Origin of the sequence: Mannheimia haemolytica (genome assembly GCA_900638155.1) — a bacterium.
Taxonomy (GTDB): domain Bacteria; phylum Pseudomonadota; class Gammaproteobacteria; order Enterobacterales; family Pasteurellaceae; genus Mannheimia; species Mannheimia glucosida.
Genome location: LR134495.1, coordinates 323,583 through 347,834, shown reverse-complemented (window position 1 = coordinate 347,834; position 24,252 = coordinate 323,583). Strand labels below are relative to the sequence as shown.

13 protein-coding genes, 4 tRNA genes and 1 rRNA gene are annotated in these 24,252 nt (G+C 42.9%); 15 read left to right on the top strand and 3 right to left on the bottom strand.

What is annotated here, in order from left to right:
- Positions 1 to 276 precede the first annotated feature (276 nt).
- Positions 277 to 4,302: a DNA-directed RNA polymerase subunit beta gene (gene rpoB / locus EL242_RS01865; protein WP_126301286.1), complete on the top strand. Its 4,026-nt coding sequence runs from the start codon at positions 277 to 279 to the stop codon at positions 4,300 to 4,302.
- A 165-nt stretch (positions 4,303 to 4,467) separates the two neighbouring features.
- A complete protein-coding gene (gene rpoC / locus EL242_RS01860) occupies positions 4,468 to 8,751 on the top strand; it encodes a DNA-directed RNA polymerase subunit beta' (protein ID WP_126301285.1) in 4,284 nt (1,427 codons plus the stop codon).
- A gap of 57 nt (positions 8,752 to 8,808) precedes the next feature.
- On the opposite strand, the gene EL242_RS01855 is transcribed toward rpoC, so the two are convergent.
- Together EL242_RS01855 and hemL are read right to left on the bottom strand one after the other, a co-directional pair.
- On the bottom strand, positions 8,809 to 10,392 hold the full coding sequence (locus tag EL242_RS01855; protein WP_126301284.1) for a DUF6119 family protein: 1,584 nt from the start codon (positions 10,390 to 10,392) through the stop codon (positions 8,809 to 8,811).
- 259 nt (positions 10,393 to 10,651) lie between these two features.
- Complete coding sequence (gene hemL / locus EL242_RS01850) at positions 10,652 to 11,932, bottom strand: glutamate-1-semialdehyde 2,1-aminomutase (protein WP_126301283.1); 1,281 nt, start codon at positions 11,930 to 11,932, stop codon at positions 10,652 to 10,654.
- A 142-nt stretch (positions 11,933 to 12,074) separates the two neighbouring features.
- On the opposite strand from hemL, the gene wecA reads away from it, so the two are divergent.
- The 5 genes from wecA to rffA are packed head-to-tail and all read left to right on the top strand — an operon-like array spanning position 12,075 to position 17,022.
- Positions 12,075 to 13,139: a UDP-N-acetylglucosamine--undecaprenyl-phosphate N-acetylglucosaminephosphotransferase gene (wecA, locus tag EL242_RS01845; RefSeq protein ID WP_126301282.1), complete on the top strand. Its 1,065-nt coding sequence runs from the start codon at positions 12,075 to 12,077 to the stop codon at positions 13,137 to 13,139.
- 10 nt (positions 13,140 to 13,149) lie between these two features.
- The gene (locus EL242_RS01840) at positions 13,150 to 13,956 is read left to right on the top strand and encodes an LPS chain length-determining protein (protein ID WP_126301281.1); all 807 of its coding nucleotides are present in this window, start codon (positions 13,150 to 13,152) and stop codon (positions 13,954 to 13,956) included.
- Between the two features lie 45 nt (positions 13,957 to 14,001).
- Entirely contained in the window at positions 14,002 to 15,249 is a 1,248-nt protein-coding gene (gene wecC, locus EL242_RS01835; RefSeq protein WP_126301280.1) for a UDP-N-acetyl-D-mannosamine dehydrogenase, read from the top strand.
- Positions 15,246 to 15,890 carry a dTDP-4-amino-4,6-dideoxy-D-galactose acyltransferase gene (gene rffC / locus EL242_RS01830; RefSeq protein WP_126301279.1) on the top strand — a complete coding sequence of 215 codons (645 nt, stop codon included), beginning with the start codon at positions 15,246 to 15,248 and terminating at the stop codon, positions 15,888 to 15,890. Before wecC ends, rffC begins: the two co-directional genes overlap by 4 nt.
- The gene (gene rffA, locus EL242_RS01825) at positions 15,877 to 17,022 is read left to right on the top strand and encodes a dTDP-4-amino-4,6-dideoxygalactose transaminase (RefSeq protein WP_126302692.1); all 1,146 of its coding nucleotides are present in this window, start codon (positions 15,877 to 15,879) and stop codon (positions 17,020 to 17,022) included. The genes rffC and rffA overlap by 14 nt, the downstream gene beginning before the upstream one ends.
- Positions 17,023 to 17,066: 44 nt before the next feature.
- On the opposite strand, the gene glnA is transcribed toward rffA, so the two are convergent.
- The gene (glnA, locus tag EL242_RS01820) at positions 17,067 to 18,488 is read right to left on the bottom strand and encodes a type I glutamate--ammonia ligase (RefSeq protein ID WP_126301278.1); all 1,422 of its coding nucleotides are present in this window, start codon (positions 18,486 to 18,488) and stop codon (positions 17,067 to 17,069) included.
- 190 nt (positions 18,489 to 18,678) lie between these two features.
- On the opposite strand from glnA, the gene EL242_RS01815 reads away from it, so the two are divergent.
- From EL242_RS01815 to EL242_RS01780, 8 genes are all read left to right on the top strand, one after another.
- Positions 18,679 to 19,749, top strand: a complete 1,071-nt coding sequence (locus EL242_RS01815; RefSeq protein WP_172595338.1) for a TDP-N-acetylfucosamine:lipid II N-acetylfucosaminyltransferase — start codon at positions 18,679 to 18,681, stop codon at positions 19,747 to 19,749.
- Positions 19,742 to 21,010 (top strand): WzyE family oligosaccharide polymerase, encoded by a 1,269-nt coding sequence (locus tag EL242_RS01810; protein ID WP_126301277.1) that lies wholly within the window; start codon positions 19,742 to 19,744, stop codon positions 21,008 to 21,010. Before EL242_RS01815 ends, EL242_RS01810 begins: the two co-directional genes overlap by 8 nt.
- Positions 21,000 to 21,722, top strand: a complete 723-nt coding sequence (wecG, locus tag EL242_RS01805; RefSeq protein WP_126301276.1) for a lipopolysaccharide N-acetylmannosaminouronosyltransferase — start codon at positions 21,000 to 21,002, stop codon at positions 21,720 to 21,722. The genes EL242_RS01810 and wecG overlap by 11 nt, the downstream gene beginning before the upstream one ends.
- A 158-nt stretch (positions 21,723 to 21,880) precedes the next feature.
- Positions 21,881 to 21,957 (top strand) — tRNA-Arg (locus tag EL242_RS01800).
- 29 nt (positions 21,958 to 21,986) lie between these two features.
- Positions 21,987 to 22,062 (top strand) — tRNA-His (locus EL242_RS01795).
- 24 nt (positions 22,063 to 22,086) lie between these two features.
- A tRNA-Pro gene (locus tag EL242_RS01790) sits at positions 22,087 to 22,163 on the top strand.
- Between the two features lie 201 nt (positions 22,164 to 22,364).
- Positions 22,365 to 23,904: ribosomal RNA gene (locus EL242_RS01785) — 16S ribosomal RNA — on the top strand.
- Between the two features lie 167 nt (positions 23,905 to 24,071).
- Positions 24,072 to 24,147, top strand: a tRNA-Glu gene (locus tag EL242_RS01780).
- Positions 24,148 to 24,252 lie beyond the last annotated feature (105 nt).

The window sequence follows — 24,252 nt, the reverse complement described above, 5'->3', positions numbered from 1 at the left end:
GCTATAATTCCTAACCATTTTTAGCAAAAATTGGCTGACGGCTTGACCGGTCAGCCTTTTGTGCTTGAACGCAAGGGCTGATTTTGTCATTTTAATCAGCAACATTTGCAAATTTCCTGCCCAATTTGACCGCTTGCAGTAGTGATTTTTGACTGCTTGATTGGCGATTGGAAAATGACATCTCGTACAGTTTTTTATAATGCCACTTCCAACCGAGTCTTTCGTGTCGGATTGTGTAATCTCAACCAAAATATATTTCAGAGGCTATCTTAAAAAATGGCATATTCATATTCCGAGAAAAAGCGTATCCGTAAGAGCTTTGGCAAACGCCCACAAGTTCTGAACGTACCTTATCTATTAACAATTCAGCTTGATTCTTTTGAAAAATTTATCGAAAAAGATCCTGAAGGGCAACAAGGTTTAGAAGCGGCATTCCGTTCTGTTTTCCCGATTGTAAGCAATAATGGAGCAACAGAATTACAATACGTTTCTTACGAATTAGGCGAGCCGGTGTTTGACGTGCGTGAATGCCAAATTCGTGGCACAACCTACGCTGCACCATTACGCGTGAAATTGCGTTTAGTATCTTATGACCGTGAAGCCGCAGCCGGTACGGTAAAAGACATTAAAGAGCAAAACGTGTATATGGGCGAAATCCCATTAATGACTGACAACGGTACTTTCGTGATTAACGGTACCGAACGTGTTATCGTTTCTCAATTACACCGTAGCCCGGGCGTGTTCTTCGATTCTGACAAAGGTAAAACCCACTCTTCAGGTAAAGTGCTTTATAACGCACGTATTATTCCTTACCGTGGTTCTTGGTTAGATTTCGAGTTCGACCCGAAAGATAACTTATTTGCCCGTATCGACCGTCGTCGTAAATTGCCGGCAACCATTATTCTGCGTGCATTAGGCTACACCACCGAAGAAATTCTAAATTTATTCTTCGAGAAAATTAAATTTGAAGTAGTTGAGAACAAATTATTAATGACGTTAGTGCCTGAGCGTTTAAGAGGCGAGACTGCATCATTTGATATTGCAGCAAACGGCAAAGTGTATGTTGAAATGGGTCGCCGTATTACCGCTCGTCATATTCGTGCATTAGAAAAAGACAATATCACTCAAATTGAAGTGCCGGTGGAATATATTGTCGGCAAGGTTGCGGCTCAAGATTACGTTGATTTATCTTCAGGTGAAGTGATTTGCCCGGCGAATATGGAAATCTCAATGGAAATGTTGGCGAACTTATCGCAAGCCGGCTATAAAGAGATTGAAGTATTATTTACCAACGATTTAGACCACGGTTCTTATATTTCTGAAACCTTACGCGTTGATCCAACTTATGACCGTTTAAGTGCGTTGGTTGAAATTTACCGTATGATGCGTCCGGGTGAGCCACCAACAAAAGAAGCGGCAGAAGCCTTATTTGACAATATGTTCTTCTCAGCGGAGCGTTACGATTTATCTGCGGTAGGTCGTATGAAGTTTAACCGCTCATTAGATATTCCGGAAGGCGTAGGCAGCGGTATTTTAAGCAACGATGACATCATCGGTGTAATGAAAAAATTAATCGAAATCCGTAACGGCCGCGGTGAAGTGGACGATATCGACCACTTAGGTAACCGTCGTATCCGCAGCGTTGGTGAAATGGCAGAAAACCAATTCCGCATTGGTTTGGTGCGTGTAGAACGTGCGGTGCGTGAGCGTTTATCTTTAGGCGATTTAGATGGTGTAACGCCACAAGATTTAATCAACGCTAAACCAATTTCAGCAGCAGTGAAAGAGTTCTTTGGTTCATCACAGCTTTCGCAATTTATGGACCAAAACAACCCGCTTTCAGAGGTAACACATAAACGCCGTATCTCAGCATTAGGCCCGGGTGGTTTAACCCGTGAGCGTGCCGGCTTTGAGGTGCGTGACGTACACCCGACTCACTATGGTCGTTTATGTCCAATCGAAACGCCTGAAGGCCCGAATATCGGTTTGATCAACTCACTATCGGTGTATGCTCGTACTAATAACTACGGTTTCTTAGAGACTCCATTCCGTAAAGTGGTGAATGGTCAAGTCACTGAAGAGATCGAGTATTTATCTGCGATTGAAGAAAGCAACAATATCATTGCACAGGCAAACTCAGATTTAGATGAGAACTTCCGTTTTACCGATACTTATGTGACTTGCCGTCAGCAAGGTGAATCGGGCTTATTTAAACCGGAAGAAGTTCAATATATGGACATCTCAACCCAACAAGTAGTTTCTGTGGCAGCAGCGTTAATTCCGTTCCTTGAGCACGACGATGCGAACCGTGCGTTAATGGGTGCGAACATGCAACGTCAGGCTGTTCCAACATTACGTGCGGACAAACCATTAGTCGGTACCGGTATGGAAAAACCTATCGCTCTTGACTCAGGTGTAGCGATTGTCGCAAAACGTGGTGGTACAGTTCAGTATGTTGATGCATCACGCATTGTGGTGAAAGTGAATGAAGATGAAACCATTCCGGGCGAAGCGGGTATTGATATTTATAACTTAATCAAATACACCCGTTCAAACCAAAACACCTGTATCAACCAAGTGCCTTGTGTGAACTTAGGTGAGCCGGTTGCTCGTGGTGAAATCTTAGCAGACGGCCCTTCAACAGACTTAGGTGAATTAGCATTAGGTCAAAATATCCGTGTGGCATTTATGCCTTGGAACGGTTATAACTTCGAAGACTCAATGTTAGTGTCTGAGCGTGTGGTACAAGAAGACCGCTTTACCACTATCCACATTCAAGAATTATCTTGTGTGGCGCGTGATACCAAGTTAGGTGCAGAAGAGATCACTGCCGATATTCCAAACGTGGGTGAATCTGCATTAAGCAAATTAGATGAATCAGGTATCGTTTACATCGGTGCGGAAGTGAAAGGTGGCGACATCTTAGTAGGTAAAGTAACTCCTAAAGGTGAAACCCAATTAACACCGGAAGAAAAACTATTACGTGCGATCTTCGGTGAAAAAGCCTCTGATGTGAAAGATTCATCATTGCGTGTACCAAACGGCACTTCAGGTACGGTTATCGATGTTCAAGTATTTACCCGTGATGGCGTAGAGAAAGATAAACGTGCGAAAGAAATCGAAGAGATGCAACTGCGTGAAGCGAAGAAAGACTTAGCGGAAGAGTTGGAAATCTTAGAAGCCGGTTTATTTACTCGTGTTCGCAACCTATTAATTGAAGGCGGCGTTAAAGAGTCTGCATTAGATGGCGTGGCTCGTGAAAAATGGTTAGAACAAACCCTTGAAGACGAAGCGAAGCAAAATCAATTAGAACAGTTAGCGGAACAGCACGAAGAGTTACGCAAAGAATTTGAACGTAAACTTGAGATCAAACGCAACAAGATTATCCAAGGCGACGATTTAGCACCGGGTGTGTTAAAAGTGGTGAAAGTTTACCTTGCGGTGAAACGCCAAATCCAGCCGGGTGATAAGATGGCGGGTCGTCACGGTAACAAAGGGGTTATCTCGAAAATCAACCCTGTAGAAGATATGCCATACGATGAGAACGGTCAGCCGGTTGAAATCGTATTGAACCCGCTGGGCGTACCGTCTCGTATGAACATCGGTCAGATCTTAGAAACTCACTTAGGCTTAGCGGCTCGTGGTATCGGTGATCAGATTGATAAGATGATCAAACAGCAACAAGAAGTGGCTAAATTACGTGAATATATGCAAAAAGCCTACGATTTAGGTCACGGTGCACAATCGGTGGATTTAAGCACATTCTCTGATGAAGAAGTGATGCGTTTAGCCCAAAACTTACGTAAAGGTTTACCACTTGCCACACCGGTATTCGATGGTGCACACGAAAGCGAAATCAAAGGCTTATTAGAGTTAGGTGGCTTGCCGACTTCTGGTCAGATCACACTTTATGATGGTCGTACCGGTGAGAAATTTGAGCGTCCGGTAACCGTTGGTTATATGTATATGCTCAAATTGAACCACTTGGTTGATGACAAAATGCACGCTCGTTCAACCGGTTCTTATAGCCTTGTTACTCAACAACCATTGGGTGGTAAAGCTCAATTCGGTGGTCAGCGTTTCGGTGAGATGGAGGTTTGGGCATTAGAAGCATACGGTGCGGCTTATACTCTTCAAGAAATGCTTACGGTGAAATCGGACGATGTGAACGGTCGTACGAAGATGTATAAAAACATCGTAGATGGTACACATTATATGGAGCCGGGTATTCCAGAATCCTTTAACGTAATTACCAAAGAGATCCGTGCATTAGCGATTGATATGGAGCTGGACGAAGCGTAATTTCGTTTGAATAAATGTAGGGGCGAATAATATTCGCCCACACAAACGAAATAACAAGCGGTCGATTTTGGTAAAAATTTTGTAAAATCTAGCCGCTTGTACTCAAAATTTACTCGCTCGGCTGATGGCGGGGCGAACTTAAAAACCTACCCTAGGGGCAAAAAAGTGAAAGACTTAGTGAAGTTTTTAAAAGCACAAACAAAATCGAACGAAGATTTTGATGTGATTAAAATTGGTTTAGCATCACCGGACAAGATCCGTTCTTGGTCTTTTGGTGAAGTGAAAAAACCGGAAACCATTAACTATCGTACCTTCAAGCCGGAACGTGACGGTTTATTCTGTGCACGTATTTTCGGGCCGGTGAAAGATTACGAGTGCTTGTGTGGGAAATATAAACGTTTAAAACACCGTGGCGTAATTTGTGAAAAATGTGGTGTTGAAGTAACCCAAACCAAAGTACGTCGTGAGCGTATGGGACACATTGAATTAGCTTGCCCAGTCGCACACATCTGGTTCTTAAAATCACTGCCGTCCCGTATCGGTTTAATCTTAGATATGCCGTTGCGTGATATTGAACGTGTGCTTTATTTTGAATCTTATGTAGTTACTGAGCCGGGAATGACCGATTTAGAGAAAAATCAGTTATTAACCGAAGAACAATTTATGGACGCTGAAGAGCGTTGGGGCGATGAATTTGAAGCGAAAATGGGTGCAGAGGGTATCCAAGCATTACTTCGTGATTTAGATTTAGAACACCAATGCGAAACTTTGCGTGAAGAGTTACAAGAAACCAATTCAGAAACCAAGCGTAAAAAAATCACTAAGCGTTTAAAAACCTTAGAAGCATTCTTACAATCCGGCAACAAACCGGAATGGATGGTGATGACGGTATTACCGGTACTTCCACCGGATTTACGTCCGTTAGTACCGCTTGATGGTGGACGTTTTGCGACTTCTGACTTAAACGATTTATACCGCCGTGTAATTAACCGTAACAACCGTTTAAAACGTTTGTTAGATTTAGTTGCACCGGACATCATCGTGCGTAACGAAAAACGTATGTTACAAGAGTCGGTCGATGCGTTATTAGATAACGGTCGCCGTGGTCGTGCGATTACCGGTTCGAACAAACGTCCGTTAAAATCGTTGGCAGATATGATCAAAGGTAAACAAGGTCGTTTCCGTCAAAACTTATTAGGTAAACGTGTAGATTACTCAGGCCGTTCGGTAATTACCGTAGGTCCATACTTACGCTTACACCAATGTGGTTTACCGAAGAAAATGGCATTGGAATTATTCCGTCCGTTTATCTATTCAAAATTAGAAAACCGTGGCATTGCTTCAACCATTAAAGCTGCGAAGAAAATGGTAGAGCGTGAAGATCCAATCGTATGGGATATTCTTGCTGAAGTGATTCGTGAACACCCGATTCTACTTAACCGTGCACCAACACTTCACCGTTTAGGTATCCAAGCGTTTGAGCCGTTATTGATTGAAGGTAAAGCGATTCAGTTACACCCACTCGTGTGTGCGGCGTTCAACGCGGACTTCGATGGTGACCAAATGGCGGTTCACGTTCCATTAACACTAGAAGCACAGTTAGAAGCTCGTGCGTTAATGATGTCCACCAACAACGTACTTTCACCGGCAAGTGGTGATCCGATTATCGTACCATCTCAGGACGTTGTACTTGGTCTTTACTATATGACCCGTGAGAAAGTAAACGGTAAAGGTGAGGGAATGTACTTCCTTGACCCTCGTGAAGCGGAAAAAGCATACCGTACCGGTCAGGCTGAATTACACTCTCGTGTTAAAGTGCGTGTCACAGAATATGAGAAAAACGAAGCAGGCGAATTTGAAGCAAAAACATCATTAGTGGATACCACCATTGGTCGTTCAATCTTATGGATGATTGCACCAAAAGGTATGCCGTTTAGCTTGTTCAACCAAACATTAGGTAAAAAAGCGATCTCTAAATTAATTAACGAGAGCTATCGCCGTTTAGGTTTAAAAGAATCTGTGGTTTTAGCTGACCAAATTATGTATACCGGCTTTGCTTATGCGGCTCGTTCTGGTGCCTCAGTAGGTATCGACGATATGGTAATTCCGGAGCAAAAATATGCAATCATCGAAGCGGCAGAAGCGGAAGTCGCTGAGATCCAAGAACAATTCAACGGCGGTTTAGTAACAGCCGGTGAGCGTTATAACAAAGTGATCGATATTTGGGCTGCAGCAAATGAACGTGTTGCGAAAGCGATGATGGAAAACCTTTCAACGGAAGAAGTAATTAACCGTGAAGGTAATCCGGAAAAACAAGCCTCATTTAACAGTATCTTTATGATGGCGGACTCCGGTGCGCGTGGTTCTGCGGCACAGATTCGTCAGTTAGCGGGTATGCGTGGCTTGATGGCTCGTCCGGACGGCTCGATTATCGAAACCCCAATCACGGCAAACTTCCGTGAAGGTTTGAACGTATTACAGTACTTTATTTCAACCCACGGTGCACGTAAAGGTCTTGCCGATACCGCATTAAAAACAGCTAACTCCGGTTACTTAACCCGTCGTTTGGTTGATGTAGCACAAGATTTAGTTATCATTGAAGATGACTGTGGTACGCACGAAGGTATCGTGATGACACCACTTATCGAAGGTGGTGATGTGAAAGAAGCCCTGCGTGATCGTGTATTAGGTCGTGTGGTGGCAGAAGACGTGTTAAAACCGGGTACAGATGAAGTATTAATTCCACGCAACACCTTATTAGATGAAAAATGGTGTGATGTGGTAGATCGTGAATCTGTCGATGTGATCAAAGTACGTTCGGTAGTAACTTGTGATACAGACTTCGGTGTGTGTGCGAAATGTTACGGACGTGACTTGGCTCGTGGTCACTTAATCAACCAAGGTGAGGCAGTGGGTGTTATTGCGGCACAATCTATCGGTGAGCCGGGTACACAGTTAACGATGCGTACGTTCCATATCGGTGGTGCGGCTTCTGCGGCAGCAAAAGAATCTAGCATCCAAGTGAAAAACGCAGGTACGATTAAATTAACTAACGCTAAATTTGTAACCAACAAAGAAGGCAAAATCGTATTAACTTCTCGTAATACTGAATTAACTGTAATCGACACCTTCGGTCGTACCAAAGAAAACTATAAAGTGCCTTACGGTGCGGTGCTTTCTAAAAACGACGGTGCAGAAGTAGCAGTGGGTGAAGTGGTTGCGAACTGGGATCCGCACACAATGCCAGTTATCTCAGAGGTATCAGGTCGTATCCAATTTAGCGACATCGTAGATGGCTTAACCGTTACTCGTCAAACCGATGAATTAACCGGTTTATCATCTATCGTGGTGCAAGATGTAGGTGAACGTGCAACTGCAGGTAAAGATTTACGTCCGGCATTACGCTTAGTTGATAGCAACGGCAAAGACATCTTAATTCCGGGTACAGACGTTGCAGCACAATACTTCTTACCGGGTAAAGCAATCGTAACCTTAGACGATGGTGCAGAAATCGAAGTCGGTGAAGCCTTAGCACGTATTCCACAAGAATCTGTGGGTACGAAAGATATTACCGGTGGTCTTCCACGCGTGGCAGACTTATTCGAAGCTCGTAAACCGAAAGAGCCGGCAATCTTGGCAGAAATTTCAGGTATCGTGTCATTCGGTAAAGAAACCAAAGGTAAACGCCGCTTGGTAATTACACCGGCGGAAGGTGAAGCATTTGAAGAGATGATTCCAAAATGGCGTCAGCTCAACGTATTCGAAGGCGAGATGGTACAACGTGGTGATGTGATCTCAGACGGTGCAGAAACTCCACACGACATCTTACGCTTACGTGGTGTTCACGCGGTAACCGACTACATCGTAAACGAAGTGCAAGAAGTTTACCGCTTACAAGGGGTAAAAATTAACGACAAGCACATCGAAGTGATTGTTCGTCAAATGTTGCGTAAAGCCGTGATCAGCAACGCTTACGACTCTGAATTCTTAGAGGGTGAGCAAGTTGAAGTGGCACGTGTGAAAATTGTTAACCGCAAACGTGCAGCAGAAGGCAAACCACTTGTTGAGTTTGAACGTGAATTGCTTGGTATTACTAAAGCATCTCTTGCAACGGAAAGCTTTATTTCTGCAGCCTCGTTCCAAGAAACCACTCGAGTGCTTACCGAAGCTGCAGTGGCAGGTAAACAAGATGAATTGCGTGGCTTGAAAGAGAACGTAATTGTTGGTCGCTTAATTCCGGCAGGTACCGGCTTTGCTTACCACCAAAATCGTGCTAAAAAACGTGCCCAACTGGAAGCAGGCATTGCAGTCGTTCCTGAATTTGAAGCACCGGCAGCTAAAGCCAATTCATTCGTTACCGATGCAGACATCGAAGCTGAATTTGAATTTGTTGCAGACGATGCAACCCAAAGTTTAGCAGCGTTGTTAAATGCGGGTGATGAGGAGTAATTTTTAGCGTAAGATAAAAAAGCCCCCGGAATGAAAGTTCTGAGGGCTTTTTGTTTATTATATGATTTCTATTGGAGTTAAAATAACATCATATCCATCATTCCTTATATTATTTATAGTATTAAATAAACTTATCTTCGAGAAAGAACTCATATTAAGAGGAAAACCACTAATTTTCTTAGATTCTATTGCAATAGCAATTACAACAGTTTTCTTTGTTTCTTCTGAAATAGTAAAGACGCTTGTACATTTTTCCCTAAATTCTTTTGAGTTTGCATATAAAGTAGATGCTATATATGCTTGTGAAAATAGGTATGAGGATTTTGCTCCCCAGACATTTTTAATGTGAATAAAACGATGTTTACTATGATCATAAAGGTCGGCAAGTTCAATTTTTGACTTTTCATCAGTCTTAATTAAATTTCGATCAAGTAATAAGAAACCTTTCTGTTTAGAAACCTCATCATTATATATCTGTTCAGCATAATTTTTTCTACCCTCATTTTTTTCTATGGAAATAATTTTGTTTTTTATGTCATCAGCATTCCATTTTGGTAGATAGTCATTTTCAATGGTAATATTTCTTATTTTATCATCTATAAAAGAAATGATATTATCTAAAATATTAAACCATTTGCCATCTAATTTCACGTAATGTTGATTATTTAAAGAAGTTTCGCAAACAATAAGCCTTTCTAGTGAGTTATTGTGATAGAAATCTTTTTCTCCCTCAGTTATTATTCCCATAATATGTATATTTAATAGTTCTTTAAGAGATAGATTCATTTGAAAATTTTCTTGAATAAGGGCTTTGATTTCATCTATATCAAGCTCATCTATTTTGAAATTATTATTTTTAATAGATAATTCATATTCAGAATAATCAAATCGTTTGAATGGATCTGGTAAGTCTAAGTATAAGGTAGATTCTCCGCTATTGATATTTTTATAGAACTTATATAGTTTTCGATAACAATTTAAATTTAACTTATGTATTAATTCCTTATTTTTAACTTGTTGATATGATTTTGGTATCTTAATTTTTTCTTCTTGTCCTAGAATTTTATTAATTTCATCAAGCACCTGCTCTATCTTTCTAATATCTTTTTCTGTGCGGAGAATAATAGATGATTTACCTTGCACTACAAAGTGTTTTCCTGAGAACTCCCCTTTTCCTGATATACTTTTTAATATTTTATTATAGTTTTCATTGTCGAAGTTAGGGTTATAGTTCGCTACACTTCTTTGTATTTGCCTTGTTTGGCTCTTTATAGAAAACTGATGGATAGCAGAAATAGATAAATTATCTATTAATCGCAAGGCGACATCTAATCCAAATTCATCTTCAATATACTCTTGAATAATCTTAAACCCATATCCACCAGTAAGGGCATAAAGGTTATTTTTATAGTTTATTAGATAGATAAAACTATTTGAATAATTCTCGAATGATATTTCAGGTGCTAATGGTGCTATAAATTTACTCCATTCAGGAGTGCTTCTTTTATTTTTTTGTATAAATAAGCTGCTTTTTTCGTCTGAGAAAATCTTTTCGTATTCATTTATAGAAGAGAAATTATCGATAGTAAAAAGTGATCTTAATTTAAAGATATTTATACGATTTGTTTTAGTTCTAGCCATAATAATCTATCCTTTAAATATAAGTATATTATTGTATTGAAAATCTTAGTTATACCTAAATTGACTAACCTAACTTGCTTCTGATAATACAAGAATTAGCACTTGAACCATCTGATAAATGGTATCTTTAATACAAGCGGTCAAATTTCCTCAAAAATCTGCAAATTTTTCTCAACAAACGCTTGAGTTTGAGAGTTGGCGTTGCCAACGGCTCCGAAGGAGCGAGCGTAGCGAGTAAATCCAACCGCTTGTCATTCTTCTAAAGCTGAGCAAATGCCTTATCCGCAGCCTCTAACGTGCGGGCAATATCTTCATCACTATGAGCTAAAGACATAAACCCAGCCTCAAATGCTGATGGGGCTAAATATACGCCTTGTTCTAACATTAGGTGGAAGAAACGGTTGAATTTGGTGGCATCGCATTTCATTACTTCTTGGAAGTTGGTAATGGCTTTTTGTTCGGTGAAGAATAAGCCGAACATTCCGCCAACGTATTGCACTGTAAGCGGTACATTGTGCTTATCTGCAAGAGCTTTAAAGCCTTCAGCGAGGGTTTTGGTTTTTTCCGCTAAAATACTTTCATTGCCTGCTTTTGATAATTCAGTTAAGCACGCCAAACCTGCTGCCATTGCAATCGGGTTGCCAGAGAGTGTGCCGGCTTGGTAAACCGGGCCGGTTGGGGCGATGTATTCCATAATCTCTTTTTTACCCCCAAATGCCCCCACCGGCATTCCGCCGCCGATAATTTTGCCGAGCGTGGTTAAATCTGGTGTTATGTCGTAGTAAGATTGTGCCCCACCGAGTGCGACACGGAAGCCGGTCATTACTTCATCAATAATGAATACCGCACCATATTGTGTGCAAAGCTCACGCAAGCCTTGTAAAAAGCCTTTTTGTGGCGGAATACAGTTCATATTGCCGGCAACAGGCTCAACAATTAAACAAGCGATCTCATTTGGATATTCCTCAAACGCCGCTTTTACTGAATCTAAATCATTATAGGTGCAAGTGAGCGTATGCTTGGCGAAATCAGCCGGCACGCCTGGGCCACTTGGCTGACCAAGGGTTAAAGCACCTGAACCGGCTTTTACTAACAGAGAATCGGAATGTCCGTGGTAGCAGCCTTCAAATTTGATGATTTTATCTCGATTAGTATAGCCACGAGCCAAACGAATGGCAGACATTGTTGCCTCTGTGCCGCTGCTCACCATTCTCACCATTTCAATCGATGGCACTAATTTGCACACTAATTCGGCAAGTGTGATTTCTGCTGACGTTGGGGCACCGAAACTTAAGCCTTTTGGCACGGCTTTTAGCACCGCATCAATAATCGCTGGGTGGTTATGCCCGAGTACCATCGGGCCCCAAGATCCGACATAGTCGATGTATTGTTTGCCGTCGCTATCGGTAATATAAGCTCCTTCGGCTTTTTCAATAAAAACCGGCGTGCCACCCACGCCTTTAAATGCACGCACAGGGGAGTTTACGCCGCCCGGAATCACTTTTTGGGCTTGTTCAAACAGTTGTTCTGAAATAGACATATCAATTCCTTTCTTTTAATGTAAAAATTTGCCTGTTATTGTACTGAAAAGCCCTTGTTTTCGCTAAAAAAATTTACGATTTTGTTGCCTTATGCTATTCTGCATTCCTATTTTATGGCTCATTTTTTGAGGCAATCCCTGTATGTGGCTTACTTTTTTAACCGTATTTATTGTTTCTTTTTTAGCCCTGATTGTGATGCGTCCGGTGGCGGAATTTGTCGGCTTGGTTGATAAACCGAACTTCCGTAAACGCCATCAGGGGTTGATTCCGTTAATTGGTGGTATTGCATTATTTATCGGCAATCTCACCTTCTATTTTATGCAGTGGCAAGATATGCGATTGCCCGAGCTTTATCTGACAGCGGTAACTATTTTGCTGATTATCGGTGTGTTAGACGATAGGTTTGACATTAGCCCGTTACTGCGTGCCGGAATTCAAGCGGCACTTGCCGGAGCTATGGTGGCGAGCGGTTTGTCACTTAGCAGTTTAGGGCAAATTATTGCTCCTTTTAGTATTGAGTTAGGTTGGCTCGGTATTTTCTTTACCGTGTTTATCACCATCGGTGTCATTAATGCGTTTAATATGGTTGATGGGATTGATGGCTTATTGGCTGGGCTTTCCAGCGTCAGTTTTGCCGGCCTCGGCACTTTAATGTTCATTAATGGCGAACCAAGTTTGGGCTATTGGTGCTTTGCCCTTATCTTTGTGTTGTTGCCGTATGCAATGTTTAATTTGAGCCTGTTTGGGGCGAAATGGAAAGTGTTTATGGGCGACTCAGGGAGTATGCTGATTGGCTTTACCATTATTTGGATTTTACTGTTAAGCACCCAAGGTCAAGGCTCGCCAATTAGCCCGATTACCGGTTTGTGGCTGATTGCCGTGCCGTTAATTGATATGGTTGCGGTGATTATCCGCCGCTTGAAAAAAGGTAAAAGTCCGTTCAAACCAGACCGCTTGCACTTACACCATTTAATGATGCGAGCAGGGCTTACCTCTCGCCAAGCATTATTGGTGATTACCCTTTGGGCGGGATTTTGTGCCGCCATTGGGGTATTAGGCGAGGTGTATTATTGGAATCAGTGGGTGATGATGCTGATGTTTATCGGGCTGTTTTTCCTATATGCCTATTCCATTACCCACGCTTGGCGTGTAACCCGTTTTATCCGCCGTTTAAAACGCCGTGCAAAACGTAGTAAACAACTTTAAAGGATATGTTGTGAAAACCTTATTTTATCGACTTTTAGTGCTAATTTTATTTACTGCTATCGGGGCAGGTGCCGGTTATGGTTTAAGTTATACTCAGCCTGAAAAATGGAAAGTGACCGCTCAGTTTGAGCAACCAACTATTCCCGATTTAGGCAATTACTACTCGCTGCTTTCTACTTATCATTTTTTGAATAGTAATAACCAAGAGGCAAATAGCCAAATGGCACAGCAACAGGCAAGTGAACAGGTTTATGCGGAATTTAAACGTAACCTCACGTCTGCCGACTTGCTCCAAGCCTATTTGCTACAAACAGAAGCGGTGAAATTAAAAGCTCAGGTTGCAAAGAAATCACCGGCGGTGGTAGTGGCTGAATTATTGGAGCAATTCCGTTTTGAAAAAGATATGGCAACTTCAGCAGATAATATCAGCTTAATTTCAGAAAATGTGGAAGAGGCGCAAAAATTATTAGCCGATTTTATTCCAGTGGCAAACATGCAAGCTCGAGATAAATTAAATGCGGATTTAATTGCGAAATGGAAAGTATTGTTCCAGCAAATTAAAACTGCTTCGGAGTTGAATATTAACGGTAAGCAAGGCTCACAAGATTGGGCAGCTAAACTGCAAATGATGCGTTCTGTTCAGCCGTTAGACAACCAACTCACGGCTTATCGCTTGGTTAAATCGCCTACCGTTCCACTTAAATCGGAATCGCCTGATCGCCTATTTTGGCTAATGATTGGGGCATTAAGTGGCTTACTGCTGGGCTTTATGCTTAGCTTTGCGGTGAAAGCGAAAGCTCAACCTGCGGAACTTTAATCTAAAATGGCACACAATTTAGTGTGCCATTTCTCTTTGTAACTGATGATGAGTAAAACTGAATTTAACACTATTTGTATTTTGGGTTTAGGCTATATCGGATTACCGACCGCAGTTGCTTTTGCCAATGCCGGCAAGCAAGTAATTGGGGTGGATATTAAGCCGCAAGTGGTGGAAAGCCTCAATCAAGGCACAATTCATATTATTGAGCCGGATTTACAAACTGCTTTCACACAAGCGGTCAAAAAAGGCAATTTTTTTGCTACAGCCAAACCGCAACCTGCCAATGCTTTTATCATTGCCGTGCCAACCCCACTTTGCGGGAAACAGCCCGATCTCACTTATATTCAAAATGCCGCTGCTATGATTGCCCCTTGTTTGCGTAAAGGAAATTTGGTGGTGCTGGAGTCCACTTCGCCTGTTGGTACAACAGAAAAATTAGCCGAATGGTTAAGCCAAGCCCGCCCTGATTTAGCCTTTCCAGCCGATGTGTCTCTTGCCTACTGCCCTGAGCGTGTTTTACCGGGCAATATAATGACGGAATTGGTTGAAAATGACCGCATTATCGGTGGATTAAGCGAGCAATGCAGCCAACAAGCGGTCGATTTATACCAAATTTTTGCAAAAGGACGTTGTGTCACCACCACAGCCCGCACGGCGGAGATGTGCAAGTTGGTGGAAAACAGCTTTCGTGATGTGAACATTGCCTTTGCCAATGAAATTTCAATGATTTGTGAGGCGTTGAAGATCAACGTGTGGGAGCTGATTGAATTGGCGAACCTTCACCCAAGAGTAAATATTCTCCAGCCCGGAGCCGGGGTAGGCGGACATTGTTTAGCGGTTGATCCGTGGTTTATCGTTTCCACATCGCCACAACGGGCTCGTCTTATTCGCACGGCAAGAGAAGTGAATGACAGCAAGCCACAATGGGTAATCGAGCAAGTGAAAACAGCGGTCGCAGACTGTGCAATGGAGCAAAATTGTAAGCCAAATGAGCTAACTATCGCTTGCTTAGGGTTAGCCTTTAAGCCGAATATTGATGATTTGCGGGAAAGCCCAGCGTTAGCGATTACTCGGCAACTTTCCAGTTGGCATCAGGGTAGCCTGTTGGCGGTTGAGCCAAATATTCAACAGCTGGCTGGCGAAAATATCACTTTAGTCGATCTCAATACCGCTCTTTCGCAGGCAGACATTTTAGTCTTGTTGGTGGATCACACTTCGTTTAAACAAATTTCAAGGGAGCAGATAAGGCAACGGTATATTATTGATTGCCGAGGAGTGTGGGTAAGATGAAACCTGATCAATGGCTGTCCGATTTTTTCGGTAGAGAAATTGTGCAAGTAAAAGTAGCGGCCGATGATTTTACGCAAATCGACCGGTTGCAAAAACAAGGTTTTGTGTTTGTGGAAGGAGAATTGGAATTTGAGTTGCCACTTGCAACCTTTTCTGAAAATATGACCGCTTGTCGCCCGGCAGATATGGCAGATTTGCCCGACTTGGGCTTATTGTTTGGCTCGGCATTTCCCGATAGCCGTTTTCGTCTGCCCTATTTTTCAAGGGAAGAAAATCAACGCTTTTATCGCACGTGGATTGAAAATGCGGTGAAAGGGCAGTTGGATGATATTAGCTTGGTTCAATGCAATGCTGACGGGCAAATTCAAGGAGCGGTAACGGTTCGCTTACTGGCTGAACAGCAAGCGAAAATCGGCTTGTTGGCGGTAAAGCCTGATTGCCAACAACAAGGTATCGGTACGGAATTGTTAAATGCTGCAATAGCGTGGGCGAAACAGCAAAATGCAAAAAAACTGATGATTACTACTCAGCTGAGCAACCAGAAAGCGATTCGTTTTTATCAAGCGTTTGGTGCAAGCATTAAGGCGGCGTATTATTGGTTTTACCCTGCTTTGGAAAAATACAATGATGAACAATCCTGATTTTATTCCGTTTAACCAACCCCCGATTGTGGGTTCGGAACAAACCTATATTCTCCAAGCAATGGAAACAGGGCAGCTTTCGGGCGGTGGTAAATTCACCCTTTTATGTGAGCAGTGGCTTGAAAACCTGACCCATAGTAAGGTGCTGCTTACCCCGTCTTGCACGGCTGCGTTAGAGATGGCGGCAATACTGCTTGATATTCAGTCGGACGATGAAGTGATTATGCCGAGCTATACTTTTGTCTCTACTGCAAATGCGTTTGCGTTGCGTGGGGCAAAGATTGTGTTTGTGGATATCCGCCCGGATACAATGAATATTGATGAACGCAAAATTGAGCAAGCCATTACCCCAAAAACCAAAGTGATTGTGCCGGTACATTACGCAGGAGTCGCCTGTGAAATGGATTCAATAATGGCAACCGCCGAAAAATACGGGCTTTATGTGGTGGAAGATGCGGCACAGGCAGTCAATTCGTTTTATAAAGGCAGGGCGTTAGGTTCCATCGGGCATATTGGTTGCTATAGTTTTCACGAAACTAAAAACTATACCTCGGGCGGTGAAGGTGGGGCGATCGTGATTAATGAGGCGAATTTGCTCAAAAGAGCAGAAATAATCAGAGAGAAAGGCACTAACCGTAGCCAATTTTTTCGAGGCGAGGTAGATAAATATCGCTGGCAGGATATCGGCTCAAGTTTTTTAATATCGGAAATTCAAGCGGCTTATTTGTATGCTCAGCTTATAGAGGCAGATAAAATCAACCAACAGCGTTTAACTCTTTGGCACAATTACTACCAAGCCTTTTTGCCGCTTGCCCAAACAGCTCAGTGCGAACTTCCTCACATTGGCGAATATTGTCGCCATAACGGACATTTGTTCTACTTAAAGCTAAATGATTTGAAACAGAGAACTGTTTTTATTGATTTTATGAAGGCACAGAATATCTTAACGGTGTTTCATTATGTGCCGTTGCACAGCAGCCCGGCAGGGCAGAAATTAGGGCGATTGGCAGGCGATGATCGCTTTACTACCTTAGAGAGCGAACGGTTGGTGAGATTGCCACTGTTTTATAATTTGACTAAGCAGGAGCAAGATAGAGTTATTCAAGCGGTGCTTGCTTTTTTCAATCAATAAAAAACGGCTGAGTGTTTCAGCCGTTTTTTTGCTATATGTTGTTACTATGAATAGTAAAGTTCAAATTCTACCGGATGTGGGGTCATATTCACACGTTCAACCTCTTTGCGACGAATACCGATATAAGCATCAATAAAGTCTTTCGTGAACACGCCACCTTGTGTTAAGAACTCAAAATCATTGCTTAATGCATCAAGGGCGGATTCTAAAGAAGAAGCAACCGTTGGGATATCCTTTAACTCTTCCGGCGGTAAGTCATATAAGTTTTTATCCATTGCATCGCCCGGGTGGATTTTGTTGATCACACCGTCTAAGCCAGCCATTAACAGGGCGGCAAAGCAAAGATATGGGTTCGCCATTGGATCCGGGAAACGTGCTTCTACACGGGTCGCTTTCGGGCTGGTCACAGCTGGAATACGGATAGAAGCAGAACGGTTACTTGCAGAGTACGCCAATAACACCGGTGCTTCAAAACCCGGCACTAAACGTTTATAAGAGTTTGTGGTTGGGTTGGTAAAGGCATTTAATGCTTTCGCGTGTTTGATGATACCGCCGATATAATAAAGTGCGGTTTCCGACAAGCCGGCATATTTATCGCCCATAAACACATTTTTGCCGTCTTTGCTTAACGACATATTACAGTGCATTCCCGAGCCGTTATCGCCGGCGAATGGTTTTGGCATAAAGCAGGCGGTTTTGCCGTGTTCTACAGCAACATTTTGCACGATGTATTTGTAGATTTGGGTTTCATCGGATTTTAAGGTCAGGCTGTTGAATCGGGTTGCGATCTCATTTTGACCTGCGGTAGCCACTTCGTGGTGGTGAGCTTCAATCACCAAGCCCATCTCTTCCATTAATAAACACATTTCAGAACGAATATCGTGGGCGGTATCAATCGGTGCAACCGCACAGTAGCCGCCTTTTTTCAACGGACGATAGGCTTTGTTGCCTTCTTCAAATTTACGGTTGGTATTCCAAGCCGCTTCTACATCGTCAATGCGATATGACACATTGTTCATTTCGGTGCTAAAACGTACATCATCGAACAAGAAAAATTCAGGCTCCGGCCCAAACATGACGCTATCGGCAATACCGGTGGATTTCAAGTAGTTTTCGGCACGGGTTGCAATAGAGCGAGGGTCGCGGTCATAAGACTGCATTGTGTTTGGGTCGTAAATGGAACAACGAATGGAAAGGGTAGGAATACGGGCGAAAGGGTCAACTACAGCGGTTTCAGCAATCGGCATTAACAACATATCGGCTTTGTTAATTGCCTTCCAACCTTCTACGGACGAACCGTCGAACATTTTGCCTTCCTCGAATAAGTCTTCCAAATCGTTGGCAACTAAGCTGACAGGGAGCGAAACTCCGTGTTCTTTACCTTTAATATCAGTAAATTTTAATAAGACAAATTTAATATCATTGTCTTGAATCAGTTTAGATACATTAGCGATTGCGTTTGACATAGTAAAATAAGTCCTCGTTGGGATAAATAGATGAATAATAAAAAAGCTCGGTTATCATAGCATTTTTTAACCGAGCGTGTGATGTTTTTTAGTGTTTGAAAGCCAAAAGAAGTTGCAGTAATGTTGCAATTTTTTGCTAAAATCGTACCGCTTGCATATTGTTTGTATGGTGGGGAGAGAAAAGCGTGTAATGTTGCCGATTTATCATATTCTAGGCTCCGAGATTGAGCATCATAACCAACGGGTTTTAACCTTTTTTCAGCAAGAGCTGTTGCCTTTACTGCCGGACTCCGAACATTTTTTCTATGTGGTAGGCAAGCCTTCACTGCAAACTGCTTTTCCTCATTTGCGAATTGAGCAGTTTTCTTCACAAAAAGCGATTGCGAACGCCTTAATTGCAAAAAAACGGCAAAATCCGACCGCTTGTTTTCTGTTACACGGGCAGTTTAACCCTTGGATTTGGCTGGCGATAGCCTTAGGCAGATTGCCGACCACCAACCTGATTTGGCATATTTGGGGGGCAGATTTATATGAAATGGCAACTTCGTGGAAATTTAAGCTGTTTTACCCGTTTCGGCGTATTGCCCAACAAAAAATCTTACAGGTTTGGGCAACAAGAGGCGATCTGGATTATTTGTGGCGAAATGTGCGGGCAAGATCAGAACAGGATCGTTTAATCTATTTCCCCACGAAATTAGGCGATCAAACAAAAATCAGTGCAGTTCAAAATGATCGCTTAACGATATTGCTTGGCAATTCAGGCGATCCAGCGAATGATCATATTCAAGCCTTAAGCGAGATTCATCAACGACTAGGGAATAATGTGCGGATTATCATACCAATGGGCTACCCAGAAAATAATGAAAACTATATTCGGCAGGTGGAAACCTATGGCAAGCGGTTATTTTGGGAGGAAAATTTGCAAATTTTGCGGCAGAAACTGAGCTTTGAAGAGTATGTGACGTTATTGAGCCATTGCGATCTCGGCTATTTCAATTTTAAACGCCAGCAAGGTATTGGCACGATAAGCCTGTTGATTCGCCATAATGTGCCTTGTGTGTTACATTCAGCCAATCCGTTTGGGTTGGATCTACAGGCAGAAAAAGTGCCTTATTTGTTGGCGGAAAATCTGACCCTTTCACACATTCAAACAGTCAAACAACAACTGAAGAGCATCGATAAAAACCGCATTGCGTTTTTTGCTCCGGGCTACACTAAACTATGGCAACAGCGATTAATCGAATTAATGCAAAATGAATAATTTAATACCACTCGGCGGATTTTATCTTGTTTCTGTCGGGCTATTTTTCACCTTACTCTGTCGGCTTTATCAGAAATCGGGGCTTTCTTTCCATTTACTGTTTAGTTTGCTCTATTTTGTTACTTTTTACGCCGGTTTTCCGTTTTCGTTAGCGATGGCATTCGGCTTTGATTACCCGTTGCCGGAGTTGAAAACACAATGGCAGGTTTTTGCAACCGCAGGTGTTGGCTATTTGATTTATTATGTTGTCTATTCACGCCTTTGGAGTGCTTTGTCGCAACCAACTGCTCTTGTTGCAAATTTTCAGGCAAAAACGACCGCTTGTATTCTTGCCGGTGTGGCAGTTGTTGCTCTGCTATATTTCCTTTATTTAAACGGATTCCTGCTTTTTAAACTCGAAAAATATAGCCAACTGTTTGCCAAAGATAGGGTCATACTTTCGGCATTAAAACGATTTTTCTACTTTTTATTGCCGGCGTTGTTAATTTTCTGCTTTCTATATAAGAATAAAACAGCGTGGTGGGCGTTGCTGATTGTTGGTGGGGCATTCGGCATATTAAGCTATGTGGCGGTAGGTGGCACACGGGCAAATTTAGCACTGGCGGTCGGCTTTTTCTTATTGATTGGGCTACAGCAAGGCTATCTCTCATTATCAAAAGTGATTGGCGTAAGCCTAATCGGCGTGGTGGCGATGTTTTTCCTTGCATTAGCCCGTTACAAACTTACCCTTTCCGGTAGCGAGATGATTTACACCTTCTTATATTTAAGCCGAGATACTTTTTCGCCTTGGGAAAATTTGGCTCGTGTATTTTCTAATGAGGTGGAATATCAAGGTTTAATGCCGATTGTGCGGGATTTTTATGTGTATATTCCACAATCTTTATGGCAAGAACGCCCTGAGATCGTCTGGAACACAGCAAATTATTTCACCAAAGTGATTTTAGGCAATCAATCAGGGTTGGCAATTTCACCTACTTTGCTTGGCTCTTTCTATATTATGGGTGGATTTAGTGCTATGGCGTTGGGAATGGGGGTAGTGGCAGTGATGATTAAAGCCTTAGATAACCTATTCGCTTACGCCAAAGCGTGCAATTCCGCCTTGCTGCAAGCCTACTGCTTCGGCAATTTATTCAATTTGATCGTATTAGTGCGAGAGGGAATCGATGCATTTGTTTCCCGTTTTTGCTTTTTCACGCTGATATTTATGGCTTGCTATTGGCTGGCGAAAATCGTTTCAATGGGGAAAAATAATGTTCGATAAGGTTATTATTCGGGGCATTGCGTTACAAGCGGTCAAAAATCGGGAAATTTTTGCAAATTGGCTGATGAATGAAAACCAGATTCAGTTCGGAAGATTAGTTGCAATTAATGCTGAGAAAGTGATTCTGTCGGAAAAAAATCCGTTGTTACGCCGGGTGATAGATGAAGCCGAGTTCAACTATGCAGACGGCATCAGTGTTGTTCAATCAATTCGAAAAAAATATCCGAACTGTAAAATAGAGCGAATTGCCGGAGCCGATTTATGGGAAACCTTAATGCAAAGAGCCGGAGCGTTAAATGTGCCGGTGTTTTTGGTCGGAAGCTCGGCGGATACCCTAACGCTGGTAGAAGCCAAGCTGGCACAATGGAAGGTTAATATTGTCGGTAGGCAGAATGGCTATTTTAAGGTAGAGCAAACACAGGATGTTATACAGCAAATTAAAGCAAGTGGTGCGAAGTTTATTAGTGTGGCAATGGGAACACCAAAACAGGAACTTTTTATCCAACAGTTACAACAACAATATCCACAAGCGTTATATATGGGCGTTGGCGGGACTTATGATGTGTTTGTCGGTAAAGTGAAACGAGCACCTAAAATTTGGCAAAATTTGGGGCTGGAATGGCTTTATCGTTTATTGCGACAGCCTACTCGCTGGCAAAGGCAATTAAATTTACTAAAATATGCCTATTACTATCTGACAAATCAGCTCTAAAAAACGCATTTTTTGATATTTATTAAACGTTTTGAATAAAATAAGACCAAATGATCTGTTTTTTCATATTTTTTTGAAAAAGTGCTAGACAAGGGAATGTGAAATCTATAATATACGCCTCCGTTGCGACGCATTAAGTTGAATTGATGTAAATCGAAGCGTTCGTAGCTCAGTTGGATAGAGCGTTGGCCTCCGGAGCCAAAGGTCGCAAGTTCGAATCTTGTCGAGCGCGCCAGATGTCAATGCGGCACTATCAACACAATGGTGGCTATAGCTCAGTTGGTAGAGCCCTGGATTGTGATTCCAGTTGTCGTGGGTTCGAATCCCATTAGCCACCCCATTCAATACTCTTGTGAGTATCAGACGGCGAGTAGCGCAGCTTGGTAGCGCAACTGGTTTGGGACCAGTGGGTCGTAGGTTCAAATCCTATCTCGCCGACCAATTTATTTTTTGTTCTTTAACAATTTATCAGACAATCTGTGTGGGCACTTGTTGATTGACTTGATTGAAAATATTTTTTTAATTTTGAAGTCTTAATAGGTGCTAACTAGAAATTCATTACTTTCGTTTAACCTGATTTTAATTAGGTTTAAATTTGAAAGTGCGATTTTATGTCAGCAGTATTGAGCGATTAAACTTTTTGAATTGAAGAGTTTGATCATGGCTCAGATTGAACGCTGGCGGCAGGCTTAACACATGCAAGTCGAACGGTAGCAGGAAGAAGCTTGCTTCTTTGCTGACGAGTGGCGGACGGGTGAGTAATGCTTGGGAATCTGGCTTATGGAGGGGGATAACTACTGGAAACGGTAGCTAATACCGCGTAATGTCTTAGGACTAAAGGGTGGGACCATTTGGCCACCTGCCATAAGATGAGCCCAAGTGGGATTAGGTAGTTGGTGAGGTAAAGGCTCACCAAGCCCGCGATCTCTAGCTGGTCTGAGAGGATGACCAGCCACACTGGAACTGAGACACGGTCCAGACTCCTACGGGAGGCAGCAGTGGGGAATATTGCACAATGGGGGGAACCCTGATGCAGCCATGCCGCGTGAATGAAGAAGGCCTTCGGGTTGTAAAGTTCTTTCGGTGACGAGGAAGGCGACTGTTTTAATAGAACAGTCGATTGACGTTAATCACAGAAGAAGCACCGGCTAACTCCGTGCCAGCAGCCGCGGTAATACGGGGGGTGCGAGCGTTAATCGGAATAACTGGGCGTAAAGGGCACGCAGGCGGTTGTTTAAGTGAGGTGTGAAAGCCCCGGGCTTAACCTGGGAATTGCATTTCAGACTGGACAACTAGAGTACTTTAGGGAGGGGTAGAATTCCACGTGTAGCGGTGAAATGCGTAGAGATGTGGAGGAATACCGAAGGCGAAGGCAGCCCCTTGGGAATGTACTGACGCTCATGTGCGAAAGCGTGGGGAGCAAACAGGATTAGATACCCTGGTAGTCCACGCCGTAAACGCTGTCGATTTGGGGATTGGGCTTTAAGCTTGGTGCCCGTAGCTAACGTGATAAATCGACCGCCTGGGGAGTACGGCCGCAAGGTTAAAACTCAAATGAATTGACGGGGGCCCGCACAAGCGGTGGAGCATGTGGTTTAATTCGATGCAACGCGAAGAACCTTACCTACTCTTGACATCCAGAGAACCTTGTAGAGATACGAGGGTGCCTTCGGGAGCTCTGAGACAGGTGCTGCATGGCTGTCGTCAGCTCGTGTTGTGAAATGTTGGGTTAAGTCCCGCAACGAGCGCAACCCTTATCCTTTGTTGCCAGCGATTCGGTCGGGAACTCAAAGGAGACTGCCGGTGATAAACCGGAGGAAGGTGGGGATGACGTCAAGTCATCATGGCCCTTACGAGTAGGGCTACACACGTGCTACAATGGCGTATACAGAGGGCGGCGAGCCAGCGATGGGGAGCGAATCTCAGAAAGTACGTCTAAGTCCGGATTGGAGTCTGCAACTCGACTCCATGAAGTCGGAATCGCTAGTAATCGCAAATCAGAATGTTGCGGTGAATACGTTCCCGGGCCTTGTACACACCGCCCGTCACACCATGGGAGTGGGTTGTACCAGAAGTAGATAGCTTAACCGAAAGGGGGGCGTTTACCACGGTATGATTCATGACTGGGGTGAAGTCGTAACAAGGTAACCGTAGGGGAACCTGCGGTTGGATCACCTCCTTACCAAAATCGAGAACGACAGCAAGTGTTCACACAGATTGTTTGATAGATGAATGAGAGAAGATGAGTGAAAGATAGCCATTCAAGCGGTGAAAATCTTGAAGATTTTTACAAAATTGGCTAGAATATTTTACTCTCAAATGGCAAAGTGGAAAGCATCTTTAAATGTTGTCCCCATCGTCTAGAGGCCTAGGACATCGCCCTTTCACGGCGGTAACCGGGGTTCGAATCCCCGTGGGGACGCCATTTAAAGATGATTTTTATTGTCTTCTGTTCTTTAACAATATAGAAACAAGCTGAAAAACTGAGAGATATTTCAAGTTCGTTACGCATAAGTAATTATACATAAGT